This window comes from Eubacterium sp. 14-2, assembly GCF_000403845.2.
GTDB lineage: Bacteria > Bacillota > Clostridia > Lachnospirales > Lachnospiraceae > Petralouisia.
On the sequence record NZ_KE159567.1, the window covers coordinates 1,540,659 to 1,561,446 of the forward strand.

22 protein-coding genes are annotated in these 20,788 nt (G+C 45.2%); all 22 read left to right on the plus strand.

Annotation, left to right across the window (positions count from 1 at the left end; translation table 11 throughout):
• Positions 1 to 828: 828 nt before the first annotated feature.
• Positions 829 to 1,095, plus strand: coding sequence for a type II toxin-antitoxin system prevent-host-death family antitoxin (locus C805_RS14240; RefSeq protein ID WP_016214568.1), 267 nt, complete (start codon positions 829 to 831; stop codon positions 1,093 to 1,095).
• On the plus strand, positions 1,085 to 1,390 hold the full coding sequence (locus C805_RS14245; protein ID WP_016214569.1) for a type II toxin-antitoxin system RelE/ParE family toxin: 306 nt from the start codon (positions 1,085 to 1,087) through the stop codon (positions 1,388 to 1,390). Before C805_RS14240 ends, C805_RS14245 begins: the two co-directional genes overlap by 11 nt.
• 363 nt (positions 1,391 to 1,753) lie before the next feature.
• On the plus strand, positions 1,754 to 2,113 hold the full coding sequence (locus C805_RS14250; protein ID WP_016214570.1) for a hypothetical protein: 360 nt from the start codon (positions 1,754 to 1,756) through the stop codon (positions 2,111 to 2,113).
• A gap of 389 nt (positions 2,114 to 2,502) precedes the next feature.
• Positions 2,503 to 2,727 (plus strand): helix-turn-helix domain-containing protein, encoded by a 225-nt coding sequence (locus tag C805_RS14255; RefSeq protein ID WP_242832667.1) that lies wholly within the window; start codon positions 2,503 to 2,505, stop codon positions 2,725 to 2,727.
• 63 nt (positions 2,728 to 2,790) lie between these two features.
• The gene (locus tag C805_RS14260) at positions 2,791 to 3,480 is read left to right on the plus strand and encodes a PDDEXK nuclease domain-containing protein (protein WP_016214572.1); all 690 of its coding nucleotides are present in this window, start codon (positions 2,791 to 2,793) and stop codon (positions 3,478 to 3,480) included.
• A 107-nt stretch (positions 3,481 to 3,587) separates the two neighbouring features.
• The gene (locus tag C805_RS26705; RefSeq protein ID WP_371197645.1) at positions 3,588 to 3,671 is read left to right on the plus strand and encodes an ATP-dependent Clp protease proteolytic subunit; all 84 of its coding nucleotides are present in this window, start codon (positions 3,588 to 3,590) and stop codon (positions 3,669 to 3,671) included.
• A gap of 279 nt (positions 3,672 to 3,950) precedes the next feature.
• Positions 3,951 to 4,649 (plus strand): LytR/AlgR family response regulator transcription factor, encoded by a 699-nt coding sequence (locus C805_RS14265; protein WP_016214573.1) that lies wholly within the window; start codon positions 3,951 to 3,953, stop codon positions 4,647 to 4,649.
• Complete coding sequence (locus tag C805_RS14270) at positions 4,642 to 6,117, plus strand: sensor histidine kinase (RefSeq protein WP_016214574.1); 1,476 nt, start codon at positions 4,642 to 4,644, stop codon at positions 6,115 to 6,117. Before C805_RS14265 ends, C805_RS14270 begins: the two co-directional genes overlap by 8 nt.
• A 140-nt stretch (positions 6,118 to 6,257) precedes the next feature.
• Positions 6,258 to 6,968: a hypothetical protein gene (locus C805_RS14275; protein ID WP_016214575.1), complete on the plus strand. Its 711-nt coding sequence runs from the start codon at positions 6,258 to 6,260 to the stop codon at positions 6,966 to 6,968.
• Between the two features lie 243 nt (positions 6,969 to 7,211).
• Positions 7,212 to 7,715: an NADH-quinone oxidoreductase subunit NuoE family protein gene (locus tag C805_RS14280; protein ID WP_016214576.1), complete on the plus strand. Its 504-nt coding sequence runs from the start codon at positions 7,212 to 7,214 to the stop codon at positions 7,713 to 7,715.
• Positions 7,705 to 9,594: an NADH-quinone oxidoreductase subunit NuoF gene (locus C805_RS14285; protein ID WP_016214577.1), complete on the plus strand. Its 1,890-nt coding sequence runs from the start codon at positions 7,705 to 7,707 to the stop codon at positions 9,592 to 9,594. The genes C805_RS14280 and C805_RS14285 overlap by 11 nt, the downstream gene beginning before the upstream one ends.
• A gap of 13 nt (positions 9,595 to 9,607) precedes the next feature.
• Positions 9,608 to 11,308: a [FeFe] hydrogenase, group A gene (locus C805_RS14290; RefSeq protein WP_016214578.1), complete on the plus strand. Its 1,701-nt coding sequence runs from the start codon at positions 9,608 to 9,610 to the stop codon at positions 11,306 to 11,308.
• A gap of 217 nt (positions 11,309 to 11,525) precedes the next feature.
• Positions 11,526 to 12,287: an EFR1 family ferrodoxin gene (locus tag C805_RS14295; RefSeq protein WP_016214579.1), complete on the plus strand. Its 762-nt coding sequence runs from the start codon at positions 11,526 to 11,528 to the stop codon at positions 12,285 to 12,287.
• Positions 12,288 to 12,358: 71 nt separating this feature from the next.
• Entirely contained in the window at positions 12,359 to 13,153 is a 795-nt protein-coding gene (locus C805_RS14300) for a LytR/AlgR family response regulator transcription factor (protein WP_022751109.1), read from the plus strand.
• 646 nt (positions 13,154 to 13,799) lie between these two features.
• Positions 13,800 to 14,897: a DUF3089 domain-containing protein gene (locus C805_RS14310; RefSeq protein ID WP_016214581.1), complete on the plus strand. Its 1,098-nt coding sequence runs from the start codon at positions 13,800 to 13,802 to the stop codon at positions 14,895 to 14,897.
• 77 nt (positions 14,898 to 14,974) lie between these two features.
• Positions 14,975 to 15,343, plus strand: a complete 369-nt coding sequence (locus C805_RS14315; protein ID WP_016214582.1) for a hypothetical protein — start codon at positions 14,975 to 14,977, stop codon at positions 15,341 to 15,343.
• Positions 15,330 to 17,078 carry an MATE family efflux transporter gene (locus tag C805_RS14320; protein ID WP_016214583.1) on the plus strand — a complete coding sequence of 583 codons (1,749 nt, stop codon included), beginning with the start codon at positions 15,330 to 15,332 and terminating at the stop codon, positions 17,076 to 17,078. The genes C805_RS14315 and C805_RS14320 overlap by 14 nt, the downstream gene beginning before the upstream one ends.
• A 63-nt stretch (positions 17,079 to 17,141) precedes the next feature.
• Complete coding sequence (locus C805_RS0105265; RefSeq protein WP_016214584.1) at positions 17,142 to 17,822, plus strand: 4'-phosphopantetheinyl transferase family protein; 681 nt, start codon at positions 17,142 to 17,144, stop codon at positions 17,820 to 17,822.
• A gap of 3 nt (positions 17,823 to 17,825) precedes the next feature.
• A complete protein-coding gene (locus C805_RS27040; RefSeq protein ID WP_016214585.1) occupies positions 17,826 to 18,026 on the plus strand; it encodes a hypothetical protein in 201 nt (66 codons plus the stop codon).
• A 20-nt stretch (positions 18,027 to 18,046) separates the two neighbouring features.
• A complete protein-coding gene (locus tag C805_RS14330) occupies positions 18,047 to 18,343 on the plus strand; it encodes an STAS domain-containing protein (protein ID WP_016214586.1) in 297 nt (98 codons plus the stop codon).
• 7 nt (positions 18,344 to 18,350) lie between these two features.
• Positions 18,351 to 19,928 (plus strand): GH3 auxin-responsive promoter family protein, encoded by a 1,578-nt coding sequence (locus C805_RS14335; RefSeq protein ID WP_196811068.1) that lies wholly within the window; start codon positions 18,351 to 18,353, stop codon positions 19,926 to 19,928.
• A complete protein-coding gene (locus C805_RS14340) occupies positions 19,921 to 20,775 on the plus strand; it encodes a class I SAM-dependent methyltransferase (protein WP_016214588.1) in 855 nt (284 codons plus the stop codon). The genes C805_RS14335 and C805_RS14340 overlap by 8 nt, the downstream gene beginning before the upstream one ends.
• Positions 20,776 to 20,788 lie beyond the last annotated feature (13 nt).

Below are 20,788 nucleotides of genomic sequence, written 5' to 3' on the forward strand. Positions count from 1 at the left end.
TTTCTGGTTGAGTTATCAGCGGATACGAAAAATCGTGTTATGGTGATAGAAGGTGATGCTGGGGCAGGAAAAAGCAGTTTGATTTCACATCTTGCTTTCAGTAATGAGAAGGCCCTGCTGGAAACCGGAAACGGCATATTTGGAGAATGCACCATGTTTTGTGTTCGTTTGCGGAATCTGACGATGAGTAAAAGGTTTATAGAAATACCGGTTAAGAGTATTTTGGAAGAGATGGGATTTAGACATATAAAATGTTTGTAGAAACGGCAGGAAAGTCGGTTTTATTCATAGAGGGGTTTGATGAATTGTGTATGATTGACGGGATGACGGATTATGCGGAGCAGGTTTTGAGTGAGAACATCAGAGGCTTCTCAGAACATCATATTATCATAATAACAAGGCCCCAATTTGTGGATGTATTAAAACTGAAAGTTTTCAGGAAAATATAAATGTATTGAAATGTATCGTGCAAATATACAGCCATATTTATGAACCATATGTTGTCAGTGGAAAGAAATGGCTGGAATGGTTTTTTAATGCGAGTTTGGAAATGAATGATATGGAGGGGCGGCCGTTTTTGTTCAAGTCTGTTTTTGTTTTTATCAGGACGCCGGTAACAATATCGTCAGAGCAGGGTATTCCGGTTGCAGGATATGCCAATTTCAATTTGTCTGAAATGAAAAAGGCAGATTTACGGTATGGGATGTTTACTCGAACTTCGCATTTGCACAGGCAAAATCTGGTGTTCTGAAAAATTTGTGAAAATACTTTACGAAAGGTAATAATAGAGATATAATTATATCAAAAAAACGATATGAGGTGGTATGGATGATTATAAAAGCATCAGCATCATTAAGAAATGATTATACAACGATTTCCAATATGGCAAAAGAGACGAAAGAGCCAATATATATCACTAAAAATGGTGAGGGTGATCTGGTTCTCATGAGTATAGAGGCTTTTGAAAGGCGGGAACAGATTTTACAGCTTCGTGCGAAGGTACTTCAGGCAGAACAGGAGCGGCTGGATGGAGCCGAGACAGTCAGCGTTTCAGAGGCGAGAAAGCGGTTAAGGGAGAGGGCAGATGGCATATAAGGTTGAAATCCTTCCTGTTGCGTGGGAGGATTTAAAACGTATTGAGGATTGGTATCTGGTTCAGTTTGGTGTAGAAACAGCTTTGAAAATAAGTGACCATACATTGAACGTGATAGAACGTTTGGGGGAGTTTCCGGATTCAGGTTCTTTAACACCAGATGAATGGCTGAATCAGCAGGGATACAGAATGGTTATATGTGAAAAGCATGTTGCTATTTATAAGCAGATTGGTACAGTAGTTTATATTTACCATATCGCGGATACCCGGACAGATTATACGAAGTTGTTTTATTAGTTTTGCAAATGCATTTCCAAATTATAGTTGTTAAAATATTAAAGTGATTGATGGACAGATTCGTTTAATGAAAAAATGATTATGGGGGCTATATATGGAAAAACAAAAGAGGTCATTAATTAGTGTGATTAAATTGTAAGAGGTGCATGATATATTAAATAAAAGACGATATAAGTATTTGCAAAATGGTTTGAAAATGTATAATATAAGCATGGCAACATTTTGGCAACAGAAAATCAGTAAGCCTAAATATAATGCATAATTGAAGTATAAACCCGGCAATAAAGCATAAGGAATTAAACAAAATAGATTAAGAAGTAACCTGAACTTGCCGAATATGAGTATAGGAAGTATCAATCAAAAGTGGTTAAGAAAGCGGCAACTTTGAAAAGGATTGTGGAATATAAGACGGGAAACATTATGGACAAAGATAAGCTGAAAGATTATTTGTTTGAAATCTTGAACGAAAATGATGAGTTGTTTTCTGATGTATCACTGGATGATGAAACAGACACACTTTTTATTATGACTGTTGCTGGGAAAAGGTTTATTGCTACTGTTAGCCCAATGACAGAAGACGAATCACTCACAGAGCTGTGGGAAAAGAAGAATTCCCAATTAGTGACAATTGCCCTTGGTGTAATATATATGAGGGATTTGGAGATTTTTTCGGAAGAAGAAACAAACAAATACCTGTCGGAAATTGTTAAAATGGCAAAATAGCATATTTGGTATAATTTATCATAGAAAAAAGATAATCAAAAGAGTTAGCTGATATTTTATGTGTCAGTTGGCTCTTTTTCCAGATACGGATATTTTCTCATAAATATTTATAGCGTGTATGAGATGAATTTTGAAGGGGATATTTAACTATCAAAAGTAAAGTTAAAACATAAAAGGCTTAATCAAAATTTGAAAATTTAGCTGAAAGAGTTTTTGTATTTTTGCGTATAGTGTATTAAAATGACAGGAAAAAGGACAAAAGTTTCTGTCTGTGATTTTTCAGTCACTTGTGATAAACAAGTATCTGTAATAACTGTGGAATGCAACTGTAGGCATGAAATGAATGTGGAATATACAGAGATGGGGACGTGGAGGAAGATTGTGGATATTTGGAAATTCGGTTGAATGAGCTGTTAAAGAAAAAGGGACTGAGCAAGAATAAGCTGTCGTACAAAGCAGAAATGAACCGGAAACAGATAGATAATTACTGCACGAACAGCATAACCCGGCTGGATGTGTATGTGCTGTGTAAATTGTGTACGGTGTCAGGGTGTGAGATACAAGATTTGCTGGTATTCCACCCGCCGGGGGAAGAACAGGCAGGTCGTTATTGAAAATATTTGTGAGATGGTTGAATTTATAAAACTCGCACCAGTGGTGCGAGAATTGGAGAAAGAATGGGCGGAGTGGAAATTGCAGGCTATGAGCCTTTGGTAAATGACGTGAAGAAACTGATACATAAAAAGCAGTATCATGTCCTGAAAATAATGAATACGGAGACCATCAACCTTTATTGGGAGATTGGCGAGGAGATATACAGACAGCAGGAAATCAATGGATGGGGCAAATCCATTGTAAAAATTTTGTCAAAAGAGTTGCAGAAAGAATTTCCGGAAGCAAAGGGATATTCTTCGGCAAACCTCTGGAGAATGCGCAACTTTTACCTGAGTTATCGCAATTCTGAAAAACTCGCACCACTGGTGCGAGAAATTAGCTGGAGCAATAATATCGTCATTATGGAAAAATGTAAAGATGATTTGCAGAGGGAATTTTACATCCATATGGCAAAGCGGTATGGGTGGACAAAACGTATTTTGGCAAATTTTATTGAGGCACAGACTTATGAGAAGTATTTATTAAATCAGACGAATTTTGATTTGACACTGCCGGAAGAACGCAGGGCACAGGCAAAGCTGGCAGTAAAAGATGAATATACTTTTGATTTTGCGGAACTGTCGCCGGAATATTCTGAGCATGAGTTGGAAATGCAGTTAGTAAACAATATCCGGGCATTCTTGATAGAGATGGACGGGGACTTTACTTTTGTCGGCAATCAATATCACCTGACCGTTGGAAATCGGAATTGAGAAAGGCATGATATGAAGATAACTAACAGAGAAATAGACAGGGGAAAACTTCTTTAGATTATGCAAAATTCCGCGACATTTATCCCAAGGAGTTTTATCAAAGAATTATTGCAACGGAACATGATAATTATATGACTGCAGGAGAAGCAATGGATTTTGGCCTGATTGATAAAATTATAGAGAAACGTTGATTTTTCCTTAATAAGGCATCCATTGCAAAAGTAAATTGAAAAATGATAACAGGAGGAAAAGAGCTGGTTGATAGCTCTTTTTCTGTTTTGTCTTTAGGAAAGACCTTTGTTCCCGTATCGGGCCAATGGCGAAAAATTTCAGACCGATTTTGAAATTTCTGCACCGGGTTTTAGCCTTTCGTTCCCGAAAAGTGGTGATTTCGTTCCCTCCGCCCGATAAACGGAAAATTTCTGTCGATATAAGAAGGGAATACCTGTATGGATTTGAGGTGATATATTTTGGAAATTGCAGTTGTAGATGATGAAAAAATGATCAGGGAGCATATATGTGACCTGATTGAAGAACAGCAGCCAGGGAACCATATAGAGGCCTGTGTCACGGGTGAGGCTCTCCTTGCATCGGGGAAGCGGTTTGACATTGTTTTCCTTGACATACAAATGGAGGGAATGAACGGCATAGAGGCGGCAAAAAAACTGCGGGAGCAGCAGGAAGATACCGTACTGGTATTCATTACGGGCAGAAAAGACCATGTGTTTGACGCCCTTGACCTTTATGCGTTCCAGTACCTGCTAAAGCCCATAGACGAGGACAAATTTGCGGAGGTACTGGAAAGGGCAGTGCGGGAGGGCAGGCGGAAAAAGGAACGACGTGTGCTGTTCATCAAATCACGGAACCTTACCCTTGACCAGTCAGAAATCCTGTATATCGAGAGCAGGGCAAAGAAAGTGGAGATACACACCGTAAGGCAGACCGTAGAGATCTATGCTGCGATGGATGAGCTGGAGGGGCAGCTTGGAGAGGAATTTTACCGCTGCCACCGGGCGTATATTGTGAACATGGACTGCATCACAGAATATGACAATGAGAGCATAACCCTTACGAACGGTGACAGAGTGCATCTGACGAAAAAGAAGTATGGTGAATTTGTAAAAACCTATATGTGGCACCTGCAGAACGGGGGTGTGTCCGGTGTTTAAGGCTGCAGATGTGTTATATATGGTGCTGACAGTGTCCCAGGGGTACTGCCTGCAGTATTTTTTGGGGAGTTTTCTGGAAAGCAGGATGAAAAGCAGATGGAATGGTCTGTATGCGGCGGGACTGTATTCGCTTCTGAAGATTGCCGTGATGTGGTGTTCCCCGCCGGGATATGAAGATTATAAGGCGGCAGTGGGGACACTGGCATTGTCACTCTGCATTTTATCATTCACTGCTTTATGCTTTTATAAAGCACTGCGCCCTGTTACGGTTTTTCTTGTAGTTTCTTTTCAGGCAGTGATGGATATCAGTTCTTACGTGGCAGTAATTTTGATTGGTGAACCGGGAAACAGATTGCCGGAACTGTGGAACTGGTGTGTCAGGGAGGGGATTATCACATCAGAAAAGATCCTTGCTCTGGCAGTCCGGACCGGAACAGCAGTTGTGTTACTTCTCCAGTATCTGGTTATTGTCCTTCTGCTGTATTGTTCACTGAAAAAGATTGTGTGGAATTTCCGGGAAAAGAACTATGGCATCAACAGGACGGAACTGCTTTTTATCCTTATCCCGGCGGCGGTGGGGCTGATGCTCTGTATGCTGCTTCGCATCATCATAGTCTCGGTGGAGGACAGTGTCCCTGAAATGCTGTATGACAGATATCCTGTTCTGGCTGTGGTGATTCCCGCAATCCTGCTCCTGTCATTGCTTTCCATCCTGTACAGTGTGAAGCTGTTTCAGGATATGATTTACCGGAACAGGGAAAAAAGCAGCAGGATTGTCCTGGAAAAGCAGATATGCAGCCTGCAGGAACATATGGATGAGATGGAACGCATCTATTCCGGCATACGGGGCATGAAGCATGACATGAAAAACACCCTTGCCATTATCCGGAGACTTTCCGCAGGAGAAGGGAACGGGGAGCTGCAGGAGTACCTGTCGGAGCTGAACAGAGGGCTTGAGAAGCTGGAAGTGCGGTTTGGGACGGGAAATACGGTGGTGGATACTTTGCTTAACATGAAATACCATGAGGCGGTGCGGGATATGCCTGATCTGAGGATGGATGCGGATCAGCTGCTGTTCCCCCAGGGGATTGAGATACACAGCTATGACATAGGCGTTGTCCTGGGGAATGCGATGGATAATGCAATCGAAGCCTGCCGGAAGCTGAAAGCGAAAGAAGCAGGGGCGGATGTCTTTATCCGCATAAGTTCCCTGCTGAAAGGAAACCTGCTTATACTGAAAGTGGAGAACAGCTTTGACGGGCGGCTGGTACTGAAGGTGAAGGATGAGTTCCCGGTAACGGATAAGGCGGACAGGAAAGCCCACGGGATCGGGCTTGCCAATATGAAAAGTACGGTGGAAAAGTATCAGGGGGCAGTGGATTTCAGGGTAAACGGCAGAATATTCATCCTGTCGGTGATGATGAAAAATGAAAGGAGAGAGGAAGATGGATTTTGGAGTGACAGGTAAATGGGGAGGGTACTGTCTGGCGGAACAGTAACGGAAGAATCCGGGAAAAACGGGCCGTGTAAAAACAGTTACCTAAGACATGAAAGAAAGAGAACCAGGCAGTCGCAGCATGGACTTCAGGACAGAAGGAGGATAATATTATGGCAATTTCAGGAATTGGAAGCAACTACAACAATGTGTACGAGGGTGCATACGCAACCCGGAAAAATGAGGCGGGAAAGAAAGCAGAAACGAAAGAAGCGGTGCCGGCACAGACAGAAAAAGCAAAGGATACCGGGGAAAAAACGGTATCAGATTATTATTCCCATTTACAGAAGAATTTTGACTGTATTTCCAGGGGCAATGTGGCCATATCCGGTGAATATCTGAAGAAATGTTCGAAAGATCCCCGGAAGGCAAAGGAACTGGAAGATTTTCTGAAAAAGATACCGGAACTTGAAAAGCAGGGATATGAACAGCTTTCCGCCCGGAACAAAGCAATGGGCGGGACAGTGACCTGTTATCAGCAGACATGGATGATCAATAAGGACGGCAGCATACAGAGTACCGTCTACTCCGTAACAGAAACAGGGATGACCAATGCGGAAAGAATGAAGAAGAATATGGATGACCGCCTGGAGAAGCAGAAGGAAAAGAAAGAGGAAGAAGAAAAGGTCAGGGAGAAGAAGGAAAAAACAGAACAGGCCAAAAAGCCGGATGGAGAAACAGAAAAGATTTCCGTGCCGGAAGCGCCGGGAAAGGAAATTACAGTCAGGCATGTGGAAGCAGAATCCGAACAGGAGGCAATGGCGATGCTGCAGAAAGAGAATCCGAAGGATGCGTATTATCCTGGGTTTGATATGAATGTGTAGATCACAGGAATGTAAAAAGGGCTGCCCCTGATTTTTCTGAAAAAAATTGTACAACAGGGAAAATATGACAAAAAACATGAGAAAAACCGGAAGAAACCTGTACAAAGTGATTGAGTTAATTATTTAACAATGTTATACTGTTAGAGAAACAGACAAAATCGGATTTTTGAAACGGGAAAAATCCGTAAAATTGAAGTGGGCCCGCCCATTTTGTTTTGACAGGTATAACAAGGAGGAGAAGGATTGGAAACAAAGGATCAAAGGGTACTGGATGAGATTCTGGAATCTCATGATTATAACCAGACAGCAGTAATTGCCATTATGCAGGATATTCAGAAGGTTTACCGCTATCTTCCGGAAGAAATGCTCTGCTATATTGCAAAAAAACTGCATCTGAGTGAAGCGAAAGTATATGGGGTGGCAACTTTTTATGAGAATTTCTCATTGGAGCCAAAGGGAAAATATGTTATCAAAATCTGTGACGGGACTGCCTGCCATGTGCGCCAGTCCACGGCCATTTTAAATGAAATCCGCAGCCTGTTGGGGGTAACGGAGGAAAAACCCACCACGGAAGACATGATGTTTACCGTTGAGACAGTATCCTGTCTGGGAGCCTGCGGGCTTGCACCGGTGTGTACGGTAAATGATGTGGTACATCCGGCTATGACTCCGGAAAAAGCAAGAGAACTGATCAAAGAATTAAAAGAGGGCCCGGAGGCCGGAGAGGAGGCTGCAGATGAGAATTAATACAAGAGAAGAACTGGAAGCCAGAAGAAAAGAATATGCAGCTTCTTTGAAAACTCAGAAAAAGCAGATTTTAATCTGTGCCGGAACCGGATGTGTGGCCGGCGGCTCTCTGAATATTTATGCAAGGCTGCAGGAAATCCTGATGGAGCGGGGAATCAAATGTGCCCTGAAACTGGAAAAAGAACCCCATGATGAAAGTGTGGGACTGAAAAAATCCGGCTGTCATGGGTTCTGTGAAATGGGGCCTCTGCTTCGGATTGAACCGGCAGGCCTTTTATACATTAAGGTAAAAGCAGAAGACTGTGAAGAAATTATTGAGGAAAGCATTGTCAATGACCGCGTGATCGACCGTCTGGTTTATCATGACCAGGAAGGGAAATCCTATGAAAAACAGGAAGATATTCCTTTCTACAAACAGCAGACCCGTGTGGCGCTGGAAGACTGCGGACGTATCAATGCGGAATCCATCAAAGAATACATAGCAGTGGGCGGTTACAGCGCAGTGGCAAAAGCGCTGTTTGATATGACGCCCCAGCAGCTGGTGGACGAAGTATCTGAGGCTTCCCTGCGGGGACGGGGCGGCGGCGGATTCCCCACAGGGCGGAAATGGTCTCAGGTGCTGGCTCAGAAAGAAGAAGTAAAATATGTGGTCTGCAACGGTGATGAAGGAGATCCGGGGGCATTTATGGACCGCAGTATGATGGAAGGAGACCCCCACCGTGTAATTGAAGGCATGGTGATCGCAGGAATCGCCACAGGGGCTCATTACGGATATATTTATGTGCGTGCGGAATATCCGCTGGCAGTGGAGCGTCTTCAGACTGCCATCAACAAGGCAGAAGAAAAAGGATTGCTGGGCAAAAATATCCTGAATTCCGGCTTTGATTTCGAACTGAAAATCAGTCAGGGCGCAGGAGCGTTTGTCTGCGGAGAGGGCTCTGCCCTGACAGCCTCCATTGAAGGAAACCGGGGTATGCCCAGGGTAAAACCGCCCCGTACCGTGGAAAAAGGATTATTTGAAAAACCGACAGTATTGAATAATGTGGAGACCTACTGCAATGTACCGCCCATTATTAACAAAGGCGCTTCCTGGTACAAAACCATAGGTCCCGATAAAAACCATGGAACCAAGGCATTTGCCCTCACAGGAAATGTTATGAACACCGGGCTGATTGAAGTTCCCATGGGAACCACACTGCGGGAAGTTATTTTTGACATTGGCGGCGGTGTCAAAGGCGGGGAATTTAAAGCAGTACAGATCGGAGGACCTTCCGGCGGCTGTCTCTGCATTAATCCCAGCGAGGACCATCTGGATTTACATCTGGATTTTGATTCTCTGAAAAAAGTGGGAGCCATGATTGGAAGCGGCGGACTTGTGGTTATGAATGATAAGAGCTGCATGGTGGAAGTGGCAAGATTTTTCATGAACTTTACCCAGAATGAATCCTGCGGCAAATGTATCCCCTGCCGGGAAGGAACCAAACGGATGCTGGAACTGTTAAACGATATCTGTGAAGGCCGGGGAACCATGAAGCATATCACTCTGCTGGAAGAACTGGCGGAAACCATTTCTGCAACAGCGCTCTGCGGTCTTGGAAAAACAGCGGCTTCTCCGGTGGTAAGCACCATGAAATATTTCCGGGAAGAATACCTTGCCCATGTGGTGGATAAAAAATGTCCTTCCGGTCAGTGCAGAGCGCTGGTAAACTTCCGGATAGATCCGGAACTCTGCAAAGGCTGCAGCAAATGTGCAAGAGTCTGTCCGGTGGGAGCAATTTCCGGTGAAATTAAGAAACCATTTACCATAGATACGACGAAATGCATTAAGTGTGGAGCCTGCCGGGACGGCTGTAATTTCCACGCGGTAAAAGAAGTGTAGGAGGGTGGCTGACATGGAAAAATATATGATAATTGATGGCGAGCGCGTGGCGTTTACCGATGAAAAAAACATTCTTGCAGTCATTCGGAAAGCAGGGATTATTTTACCGACTTTTTGTTATTATTCGGATTTGTCCATTTACGGAGCCTGTCGTATGTGTGTGGTGGAGGACCAGTGGGGCGGCATTATCGCATCCTGTTCCACACCGCCGAAACACGGGATGGAAATCCGCACCAACACACCTCAGCTTTACTATCACAGAAAACGTATTCTGGAACTGCTGTTAGCGGCTCACTGCCGGGACTGTACCACCTGTGAGAAAAATGGAAAATGCAAGCTGCAGGAGCTGGCAACCAGATTTGGAATACCCGGTGTGCGGTTTGAAAATACCAATCCCATCCGTCCCATTGACACATCCTCAAAAGCAATTGTGCGAAATCCCAACAAATGTATTCTCTGCGGCGACTGTGTGCGTGTCTGCAGTGAAATTCAGCATGTGGGAGCTATTGATTTTGCCCACCGCGGTTCCAGAATGGAAATTTCCACTGCGTTTGGCAGAGACATTGCAGATACCAACTGCGTGAACTGCGGACAGTGTGCGGCAGTATGCCCCACCGGAGCCATTACCATCAAACGGGACAGCCATGACGTGTGGGAGGCAATTCACAATCCCAACAAGCGGGTGGTGGTACAGATTGCTCCGGCGGTCCGGGTGGCAATCGGAGAAGCCTATGGATATGAACCGGGAGAAAATACCATTGGAAAACTGGTGGCTTCTCTGCGGAAGCTGGGCGTGGACGCGATTTTTGACACTTCCGTAGGGGCTGACCTGACCATTATGGAAGAATCCCAGGAGCTGATTGAGGCCCTGGAAGAAAAAGACCGGAAATATCCCCTGTTTACTTCCTGCTGTCCCGGATGGATTCGGTTTGTGGAGACTCAGTATCCCCATCTGATGAAGTATGTGTCCACTTCCAAATCCCCCATGGAAATGTTTGGAGCAGTGGTAAAGGAATACTATAAGAAACAGGATAAAAAGGAAGGAAAAGAAACAGTATCTGTGGCAGTTATGCCATGTACGGCCAAGAAATTCGAGGCCTCCAGGGAGGAATTTAAACGGAACGGAATTCCCGATGTGGATTATGTACTGACTTCCGAGGAAGTAATTGTAATGTTACAGGAAATCGGAATCCGGTTTGACCGTCTGGAGCCGGAAGCCTATGACATGCCCTTCTCCATTTATTCCGGAGCCGGTGTGATTTTCGGAGCCACCGGCGGCGTTACGGAAGCGGCAGTGCGCCGGGTGGTGGAAGATAAGAGCCCAAAGGCACTGAAAGAAATCGAATTTATCGGTCTGCGCGGTATGGAAGGCGTCAAAGTCTGCGAACTGCCCCTGGGTGAAAGCACAGTGCGTATCGGCGTTGTCAGCGGTCTTGGAAATGCGGACAATCTGCTGCAGAAAATTGAGAACGGAGAGGAACGCTTTGACTTTGTGGAAGTGATGGCATGTCCTGGAGGATGTGTGGCCGGAGCAGGCCAGCCCTTTGCCCGTTCCACCGAAAAGCGGATGCGTGCGGAAGGACTTTATAAAAACGATAAGGCAATGCAGATTAAGCGAAGCGAAGAAAATCCGGTGGTGGAAACACTTTACAGTGATTTGCTGAAAAACCGGGAGCATGAACTTCTTCATGTTCACTATAAGCAGAAGATATAACAGAACAAAGAGAAATACAGACAGAGCGTATCCTCAGAAGATGCGCTCTGTTCTTCTGCAGGAAAGACCTTTAACCGCCTTTCGGACAGACAGCCTGTATGAAAAATATACAGCTGCACAGACAGATAAATTATACTTGTCCATCTTGAAATCCACCTGTATAATAAAAAATACAGATGCGGATTTTTGCGAACATCATAAAAAGGAGGAACGGAATATGTTTCATAATGCAGATTTCTATTATTTCAGTCCTGCAGGGGGAACAAAAGAAACAGGAGAAATTTTCTGCGCAGGAGTTTCGGAACATGTGGAGGCTGTAAATCTGGGCAGCAGAGACCAAGAGATAAAGCAGCCCCAGGGAGAACTGGCAGTGATTGCGGTGCCGGTGTATGGCGGCAGAATTCCGTCAGTTGCAGCGAAAAAACTGGAAAAACTGGAGGGAAAGGGAACCAGGGCAGTTACCCTGGTTGTTTATGGGACACGGGCCTATGAGGACGCCCTTCTGGAACTGAATCATATTGTGGAACAGAGAGAGTTCCAGGTGACAGGGTCAGCGGCTCTTGTGGCAAGGCATTCCATTGTTCCGGAAGTGGGAGCGGGCAGGCCCGATGGGCAGGACAGAGAAGAAATTCTGGAATTTGCCAGGAAAGTGCTGAAAAAAGCAGAAGAACATCCGGAAGGTTCTGTGAAAGTTCCCGGAAATTATCCGTACAAAAAAGAGATGACTGTGGCAGCAGCACCCATTTCCCTGGATTCCTGCAGCCGGTGCGGCAAATGCAGTTCAGTCTGTCCCACAGGTGCAGTCCGGTTAGAACAGGGAGTGACAGTTACAGAACTGAAATCCTGCATATTGTGTATGGCCTGTGTTTACAACTGCCCGGAGCGCGCACGTGTGCTGCCGCCTTCCATGCAGGAAGCCATGGAGCAGAAACTGGGACCATTGAAATCTGTCCGCAGGGAGCCGGAATATTTCCTGTAAAATAGCCTGGACGAAATCAGAAAACAGCAGTATTATGATATGGAACGACATCAGCTGGACTTACGGAGGATATGGAAAAATTGTACCTGATAGGGATATGTGACGATGAAGAAAGGGAACTTAACCAGATTGAAACACTGCTGGAAGAATATGGAAAAGAAAAGCGGGAACTGGAATACAAAACCTGGCGTTTTACGAATGGGGAGGCATTGCTGAGAAAAATCAGGGAGGGAAGCTGTATACCGGATTTGCTGCTTCTGGATATTTTTATGCCGGAAAGAACCGGAATAGAAGTGGCCAGGGAACTGCGGCAGCTGGACTGGGAACTGCCTGTAGTTTTTCTTACTACCTCAACGGAACATGCACTGGAGGCTTACGGGGTGGATGCTGTTCAGTATCTTGTGAAACCGTTGAAACAGCAGCAGTTTTTTCATGCCATGGATGCTGCAATGCGGCAGATTTTTCAGAAAAAAGAGAGACAGATTGTGATAAAGATTTCAGGCGGAATCCGGCAGATACAGCCCAAAGACCTTGTATACTGTGAATCCCAGAAAAATTATCAGATTCTGTATCTGACAGGAGAAAAATGTAAAGTCCGTATGACAACAGGAAGACTATGGGAACTGTTGGAGGGGTTTCCGCAGTTTGGCAGATGCGGACGTTCCTATATTCTGAATATGGATCATATTTCTCTGGCAGAACGAGAGAAAATTGTAATGGATAACGGAAGTATTATTTATATTTCCAGAAACAAAGTGGCAGAATTTAAGAAAAATTATTTTTCCTATTATTTTGATAACCGGAACGAAAATCAGACGTATCCGGAATGGTGTAATGGAGACGGAAAGTTAGCTGGAGGACAATAGTATGTTTGGTAATGTATGAAATGTGGTGGGTACGTTATTTTCGGAGCGAACGCAGATTATCAGACTTTTACGGCAGCTTTTCCGGGGATACCTCTTGTCGGAGCAACACTGCCGGTTATTGCGTTCTTTATGTTGGGAATGTATGGAAAAGTTGTATGGATGTTAATATCAGCCCTTATTTTGGGGATCGGTCATACAGGTATACATATTCAGCACAAAAACAGGATTGCTGCTGAATGTGAAAAGGAGGCATGAAGCAGCCGGAAAGGCCAGAACAGCAGACTGTTCTGGCCTTTCTTTTGTTCTTCTATAGGAAATTCTTCTGGATTTCCTATAGAAGAACAAAACAATGATGCGCAGCTGGCGGGGTCGATGTTTATTGCTGCGCAATCCGCTCGCGCGGAGCATGCGCATAGCGCATTCTTTCCTGTAGAATAACAAACAATTCTCCGCCTGTATGGCAGCTGCCCTCTGCAGGATACCGGCGAATTTTTGTCCCTGAACATTTATGAAATATCCCACTTTATAGAATTTCGGATTTGAAAATGCTATAGTAACTCTAAATTATGATGATTTTGAGGTTCCATGGCTTTGTTTTTTATGCCGGGGATCTCTGAATTATTACATCATCAGGAGGAACACAGTTATGAAAAAAAATATGAGGATTTCAGTATTTCGAAATCGGATATTTGTCCTGGCGGCCTGTTTTTTGCTGTGCGGTGCCGCAGCCTGCGGAAGCGGGAACCGGCCTGCGGATGTGGAAAAAGAAACGGGAGTGGAAGCAAAGGAGAAGCCGGCTTCTTTTGAAATTACAGATCTGAGAGGGACGCCGTCGGATTATTCCAACAGAGAAAACTGGATGGAAATTCCGGAAATCACCCATGAGGTGGATACCATTTATTTTTATCCCACCAGCTATCTGGATGATTCGGAAAATGCAAAACCAATCTGTGATATTGATAATCAGCAGATGCGGGACAGGGCCAGGGATGTTTACGAGAATCAGGGAACGGTCTATGAGGCATCCACCAATGTGTTTGCTCCTTTCTACCGACAGAGTAATATTTATCAGGTAGCAGATTTTAACCATAAAGAACTGGAAGAGTATCAGGAACGGGAACAGCGCACAGACGTATATGCCGCTTTGGATTATTATTTTGAACATTATAACGAAGGCAGGCCTTTTATTCTTGCAGGGCACTCTCAGGGTTCCATAATGACAAAAATTATCCTTGGAGAGTATATGCAGGCACATCCGGAATACTATGAGCGTATGGTTGCGGCATATCCCATCGGATTTTCCATTACCGAAACGTTTCTGGAGGAACATCCGTATCTGAAATTTGCTGAAGATGCCGACGATACGGGTGTAATTATATCCTGGAATACGGAAGGAGAGGGAAACAAAGGACAGTTTAATCTGGTTGTGGAACCGGGGGCCATCAGTATAAACCCCATTAACTGGAAGCGGGACGATACCTGTGCCGGATTTGAGGAAAATCTGGGAAGCCGTGTTATGAATGAGGAAACAGGAGAATATGAAATCATAGATGGAGTTGCAGACGCGCAGGTGGATACGGACCGCGGCGTGGTAATCTGCACAGCAAAGGATGTGGAGTATGCTCCGGCAGAGTTATTCGGGCCGGAAAGTCTGCATGGCCATGATTATGACTTTTATTATGAAAATCTGCGGGAAAATGTAAAAACAAGAGTGGAGGCCTGGCTGAAACAGAACCCTGACTGAACCCGGAACACGGCGCATTCAGCATACCGGGTATGCTTTGACGCACCACAGATAATCTGGTATAAAGGGAGGAAAATATGAGCTTTTTGGATGATTTTGAGCGTATGGTACATGAATATCCGGAAAAAACAGCCATTGCGGATTGCCATAGTATCAGGCAGTTTGAGCCTGCCGAATATCAGGAAGCGGAACATGATATTGTCTGCAGCTTTATCAGCCCACAGATGCTGCTGGAGGGGCCGGAGTATTCTCTGGCAAAAGAATATTATGATTCCATATTCAAAGGCTGTGATACAGATTTTCTTTCTGGAAGGGATCACAGGAAGGACACGTCAGAACCAGGTCTGTATCGGCGGACGGAACAGGCAAATGGGGAGAATTCCCTGAAGCCCTGGAGCCCCCTGGATTTTTCGACGGAAGGATGTAATCCGTATGGAAAGAAATAACTTTTTGATTAACAGAAAGATTCATCAGTACATTCTGCCCGGTATCCTGATGACCGTTGCCGTGCAGCTTGGCAATGTGGTGGATGGTATGATTGTGGGAAATATCCTGGGACCGGATGCCATGGCTGCCATTGAGATTTCCATGCCGGTATTACTGCTGCTGCAGATGTCTGCTATGATGCTGGCTATGGGCGGTGCTGCGGAGGCTGCGGTACTGCTGGGAAAGCGGGAAACCCAGAAGGCAGGCAGTGTGTTTACAGCCTCTCTTGGAGCAGGACTGGCGGTTTCACTGGTTTTTGCACTGTTTACACCTGTTTTGCCGGGGCCGCTGGCCATGGCCCTTTCCGGAAATGAGACGATGGCAGCTTTGGTAAAGCCTTATATTATGGTAAATTTTGCCGGAATCCCTGTTCTGACTGCTGCCATTATTTTCAGCTATTTTATGAATGCGGATAACCATCCCCAGCTGGGAAGTGCTCTGTTTATCATTGCAAATGCAGTAAATCTTGCACTGGATGTTCTGTTTCTGCAGGAATTTCATATGGGGATGGCAGGAAGCGCTCTTTCTACAGTGATTGGTTATCTGGCGGGTATGGTGACGGTAGCGTTTTATCTGCGCTCCCCACAGCGGATGCTGCATTTACAGAGACCGGACAGGAAACTGTTGCAATATGCAAAACCGGCGGCCAGGGCCGGAATTCCCGGCGCCGCTTTTACCCTGATATCTGCCCTGAAATCTGTGATGGTCAATTCAGCTATTGTGCGGATTCTGGGAAATGATTCCATGGCAGTTTATTCTGTCTGTGCCAATGCAGTGCTGATTGCAGAACTGTGTGTGGGAGGAATTATCGGCCTTGTCCAAAATATTGCAGGCATTCTTTACAGAGAGCGGGATTACTGCGGAATCCGTACTCTCTGTAAACGGGTGCTCATTTACAGCTACTTTGCTATTGGAGTGCTGCTGGTGATTTTCCTGGGAGCGCCGCAGGTGATTGCAGGTCTGTTCGGAATTGGAGAAGGGGATATGCTGGAGCAGTGTAAGATGGCTCTGCGTATCTTTGCATGCAGCTTTCCGTTTTATGTATACAATAAATTTCTGATGTCTTATTATCAGACGATTCTCCAGACGGGACTGTCCACTGTGATTACGGTACTGCAGGGGTTTGTGGTGATTGTGCCTCTTACGCTGGCGGGACTTCTCCTGCAGGGCCTTTTCGGCGTATGTATAATGGCCCTGGTCAGCGAGGCGGTTACCATATTGCTGGGATTCCTGTACCGGTTCCGGGGGCAGAGGACAGGGAGATTTGAAACGGGAGGCGTCTATATGCTTCCTCAGGTCCGGGAGGAAAAGTTTCTGGAATGTTCCCTGGAAGATGATCTGAGTAAGGTTATGGAGTTTCGGGAGAAGCTGTTTGTATTCTGTACGGAAAATCAGATTGATGAGCGGGACGCCAATATTCTTGGCCTTGCAGTGGAGGAACTTGCGGCCAATATTGTGCAGTATGGATACCGGGGCGGAAAAAAGAACTATATGGATATCGGTTTCACCATTCAGGATGACAAATATATGCTGAGAATTCGGGATGACGGAATTCCCTTTAATCCGATGGAGGATGAGCAGGAAGAAAAAGAAATTATTGTGGGCGGCATCAGCCTGCTGAAAAAAATCATGTCGGATTTCCAGTACATGCGGGTACTGAATATGAATAACACCATTGTGGAGCTGGACAGATAGGAAACTGTCCGTTCTGCCGCCAGAAAGAGGGCCCGTTCTGCCGCTGAAAAGGAGATACGGAAAATGGAATTCATCAGGGCAGGGGCCGGTAAGGCAGAACTTTACCGGCTGAATACCAGAATATTTGAAAATGACATATCTTTCCGGAAAAGCTATGAAAGGCTTTCTTCCATGCGTCAGCGAAAAATTGACGCTTATCGTTTCCGAAGAGATAAAAATCTTTCCCTGGGGGCAGGGCTGCTTCTGGATTACGGCCTTTCCCGCTACGGACTGAGGGAACAGGATGTTCTGATTGCCTGCGGGCCCAATGGAAAACCGTACTTACCGGAATATCCCCGGATTCACTTTAATCTGTCCCATTCCGGGGAGATGGCGCTGGCCGTGTTCGCAGAGTCTGAGGCGGGGTATGAGGTGAAATTAGGGTGCGATGTGGAAATGGTGCAGCAGGCAGATCTGGCTCTGGCAGAAAAATATTTCTGTCCTGGTGAATACCGGTATGTGGCCGGTCAGGAAAATGAGCAGAGACAGAACGAAGCCTTTTACCGTATCTGGACATTGAAGGAGAGTTTTCTGAAAGCAGCGGGGCTGGGGCTTTCACTGGAGCTGGATGCATTTGAGATACAGACTGATGCAGACGGAAAGGTCAGGGTTTGCCAGCAGGTGGACAGTGGAACTTATCAGTTTGAAGAATACCGGTTTGGTGAATACCAGGCTGCGGTGTGTTTTTACGAAAGGAGAGAATGATATATGGCTGATTGTGATAATAAAAGAGCGTGTCCCTGTACATTTGACTGTCCAAGGCACGGAAAATGTTGTGAATGTGTGGCGTACCACCGAGATCATAATGAAGGAGTACCGGGCTGCTTTTTTTCAGAAGAGGCGGAAGCTACATATGACAGAAGTATAGAAGCATTGTGCCGCGACCGGGGATTACAGCTGGCAGAATAGAAAAAAATGAGGTGAAGCATATGAAAATTACAGAAAACGTAAATGGAACAGCATTATGTCTTGGACTGGAAGGAAGACTGGATACTACTACTGCACCGGAACTGGAAAAGGTGCTTCAGTCCGGTCTGGATGGGATAACAGAGCTGACTTTTGACATGAAAGGACTGGACTATCTTTCATCTGCAGGTCTGCGTATCCTTCTGGGAGCGCAGAAAACCATGAAAAAGCAGGGCAGCATGAAGGTGACTCATGTGAATGAAACGATTATGGAAATATTTGAAGTTACCGGATTTGCAGATATTCTTACAATTGAGTAAACAGGAAATGAGGGTTGTAAGAATTCCCCGGAATCCTGTGATTTTACAGCTTTTTGAGGAGTTCCGGGAGGCAGAGAAAAAAAACAGGGAGAATCTTTTTAAGATTCTGAGAGATAATCGGAATACGGAATATGGGAAAACATATGGCTTTTCAGAAATCCGGTCAGAGGAAGATTATCGCAGGTATGTTCCTCTTACAGAATATTCCGCTTACGAAAACATGGGACAGAAGCCGGAATTATATACGGTATATCCGGTGTCATGTACACTGGTTACCTCAGGAACCACCGGCGTGCAGAAAGAGTTTTGCATTACAGAGGAAGCATTGCAGCGGTATGGTTCTTATATTTACGAAATGCTCTATGAACTGTCCAAGGGCCCCTGGGGACCGCATCTGCATATGAGTGTGTTTCGGTCGGATACCGATGGAAAAAATCTGCTGTCAGCCGTTTACTATCGGTATCTGGCAGATAACGGAGCCTTTGACTGTGATGTTTTTGTGGGCGGAAAAGAACTGCTGTTTTCAGATAACATAAAAAATGTACCCTATGTGAAAGCCTGGCTTGCACTGAGCTGTCCGAACCTTGTATCCATACAGGCAATTTTTCTGTATGATATCCTTCTGCTGTTCGGCTATCTGGAGGAAAATTGGAAACAGCTTCTTTCCGATATGAAAAATGGGGAAGTCCGGGGCTGTCCGGAAAAAGGAGTAAGAGAAAGACTGCTGGCATTAAGCCCCTCACAGGAAAGGATTCAGGAGCTTGAGCATATTTTTTCGGAGGGATTTGAGGAGCCCGTTGCCCGAAAGATCTGGAAAGAACTTCGCTTTATCAGCGGAATTGGGGGAAAATTGTACCAGTTTCAGGGGGATGCCTTAAAACATTATACAGGAGATGTTCCTGTTTCTTATTTTGCCTATGCTTCTTCTGAGTGTATGGCAGGTGTTGCAGCAGAGCTGAATCGGGCAGAATATGCATTGCTGCCGGAGAGCGGATATTATGAATTTTTAAATAAAGAGGGAAATGTGGTTTCTCCCGGCTGTGTCCGGAAAGGTGAGATTTATGAACTGGTGGTCACCACTTTTTCCGGTCTTTACCGCTATCAGACCGGAGATCTGATAAAGCCGGTGGCTTTCCTGGATGAGACGCCGGTATTTGAAGTAATGGGCAGAAGAAATCAGGTGTCCGATATTGCCGGAGAGAAACTGTCCGGGGCTGTGGTTCAGGAGGCAGTGTCGGCCTGGGCAGAAGAACAGAGATTACGGATTTCTGATTTTGTCCTGGGTGTGGATGTCAGAACCCTGCCATACCGTTACTGTCTGTTTGTGGAGACCATAGAGCAGGCAGGGACGTGGCAGACTTTCTGTTTTGACAGGAAACTGCGGGATTTTTCTCCGGATTATGATGATGTCAGGAATCTGGGAATGCTTGGATTCCCGGAGGTTTACAGAGTGAAAGCAGGAGTGCTGATGGAAGAATTTTTTCGGAAAACCGGGGAAAATGTTCACAGAAAACCCCATATATTTTTCAGTTCTGAGCAGACCAGACATCTGCTTCGGATGATATCAGGTGAGGAAAATGGATAAAATCAGGGATGTGTATAAACAGGAAAAGGAACTTTTGCGGCTGGCCATGCAGCAGAGTTTTCTGAAAGAAGAGGAAGAGCCCATATATAACAGAGTTCTGGAAGGAATGGAGCATGGGGCGGTGCTGGATATTGGCTGCAATGACGGAACCAGAACCGTTGACCGGTTCGGTACCGACAGGGTTTCCAAAGTGATTGGAGTGGAATATCACAGAGAACTGGCTGACCGGGCCAACAGTAATCATGGAGGCGGGAAATTCCATTTTTATCAGGCAGATGCGGAAAGCAGCGGGTTTGAAGATTCTCTTGAGAACATTATGGAAATTTTCGGCATCGAGGGATTTGATATCATCAATATTTCCTTTGTACTGATGCATTTGAAAGACCCCGGAAAGCTCCTTTCCAGGATGAAAAATTTTTTAAAACCCGGTGGAACTCTGACTTCTGTTGAGACGGATGACAGGTTCAGCCGCATGCTTCCGGACAAAGAAGGAAGGATGAAGCAGTTCCTGGAATTCTGCAGGAAAGATATGCTGTCCGGCAGACGCCGGTTAGGCGGAGATGTTCCGGATATGCTGGAGCTTTGCGGCTATCAGGATGTTCTGGTACACAGCAGATGTATCAGTGCTTCAGCATCAGAAAAAAACAGAAAAGAACAGATGTTTGAAATTGCCTTTTCCTGGCTTCTGGAAGATTTTGAACAGATGTGCAGGATTTATCCTGAAAATCAGGAATATGCCCGCATAAAAACTGAGATTGCAGAAAATTATGAGAAATTCCGGATTGATTTTACAGAGAAATCTACTGAAGTATCCTGCGGGCTGGTGATGGTTACAGGTGTTCGGTAAGGAAAGGAATGTC

Coding starts and splice junctions, on each gene's coding strand:
- C805_RS14240 (WP_016214568.1), top strand. CDS start 829: ATGATTATAAAAGCATCAGCATCATTAAGAAATGATTATACAACGATT.
- C805_RS14245 (WP_016214569.1), top strand. CDS start 1,085: ATGGCATATAAGGTTGAAATCCTTCCTGTTGCGTGGGAGGATTTAAAA.
- C805_RS14260 (WP_016214572.1), top strand. CDS start 2,791: ATGGGCGGAGTGGAAATTGCAGGCTATGAGCCTTTGGTAAATGACGTG.
- C805_RS14275 (WP_016214575.1), top strand. CDS start 6,258: ATGGCAATTTCAGGAATTGGAAGCAACTACAACAATGTGTACGAGGGT.
- C805_RS14285 (WP_016214577.1), top strand. CDS start 7,705: ATGAGAATTAATACAAGAGAAGAACTGGAAGCCAGAAGAAAAGAATAT.
- C805_RS14290 (WP_016214578.1), top strand. CDS start 9,608: ATGGAAAAATATATGATAATTGATGGCGAGCGCGTGGCGTTTACCGAT.
- C805_RS14295 (WP_016214579.1), top strand. CDS start 11,526: ATGTTTCATAATGCAGATTTCTATTATTTCAGTCCTGCAGGGGGAACA.
- C805_RS14300 (WP_022751109.1), top strand. CDS start 12,359: ATGGAAAAATTGTACCTGATAGGGATATGTGACGATGAAGAAAGGGAA.
- C805_RS14310 (WP_016214581.1), top strand. CDS start 13,800: ATGAAAAAAAATATGAGGATTTCAGTATTTCGAAATCGGATATTTGTC.
- C805_RS14315 (WP_016214582.1), top strand. CDS start 14,975: ATGAGCTTTTTGGATGATTTTGAGCGTATGGTACATGAATATCCGGAA.
- C805_RS14320 (WP_016214583.1), top strand. CDS start 15,330: ATGGAAAGAAATAACTTTTTGATTAACAGAAAGATTCATCAGTACATT.
- C805_RS0105265 (WP_016214584.1), top strand. CDS start 17,142: ATGGAATTCATCAGGGCAGGGGCCGGTAAGGCAGAACTTTACCGGCTG.
- C805_RS27040 (WP_016214585.1), top strand. CDS start 17,826: ATGGCTGATTGTGATAATAAAAGAGCGTGTCCCTGTACATTTGACTGT.
- C805_RS14330 (WP_016214586.1), top strand. CDS start 18,047: ATGAAAATTACAGAAAACGTAAATGGAACAGCATTATGTCTTGGACTG.
- C805_RS14335 (WP_196811068.1), top strand. CDS start 18,351: ATGAGGGTTGTAAGAATTCCCCGGAATCCTGTGATTTTACAGCTTTTT.
- C805_RS14340 (WP_016214588.1), top strand. CDS start 19,921: ATGGATAAAATCAGGGATGTGTATAAACAGGAAAAGGAACTTTTGCGG.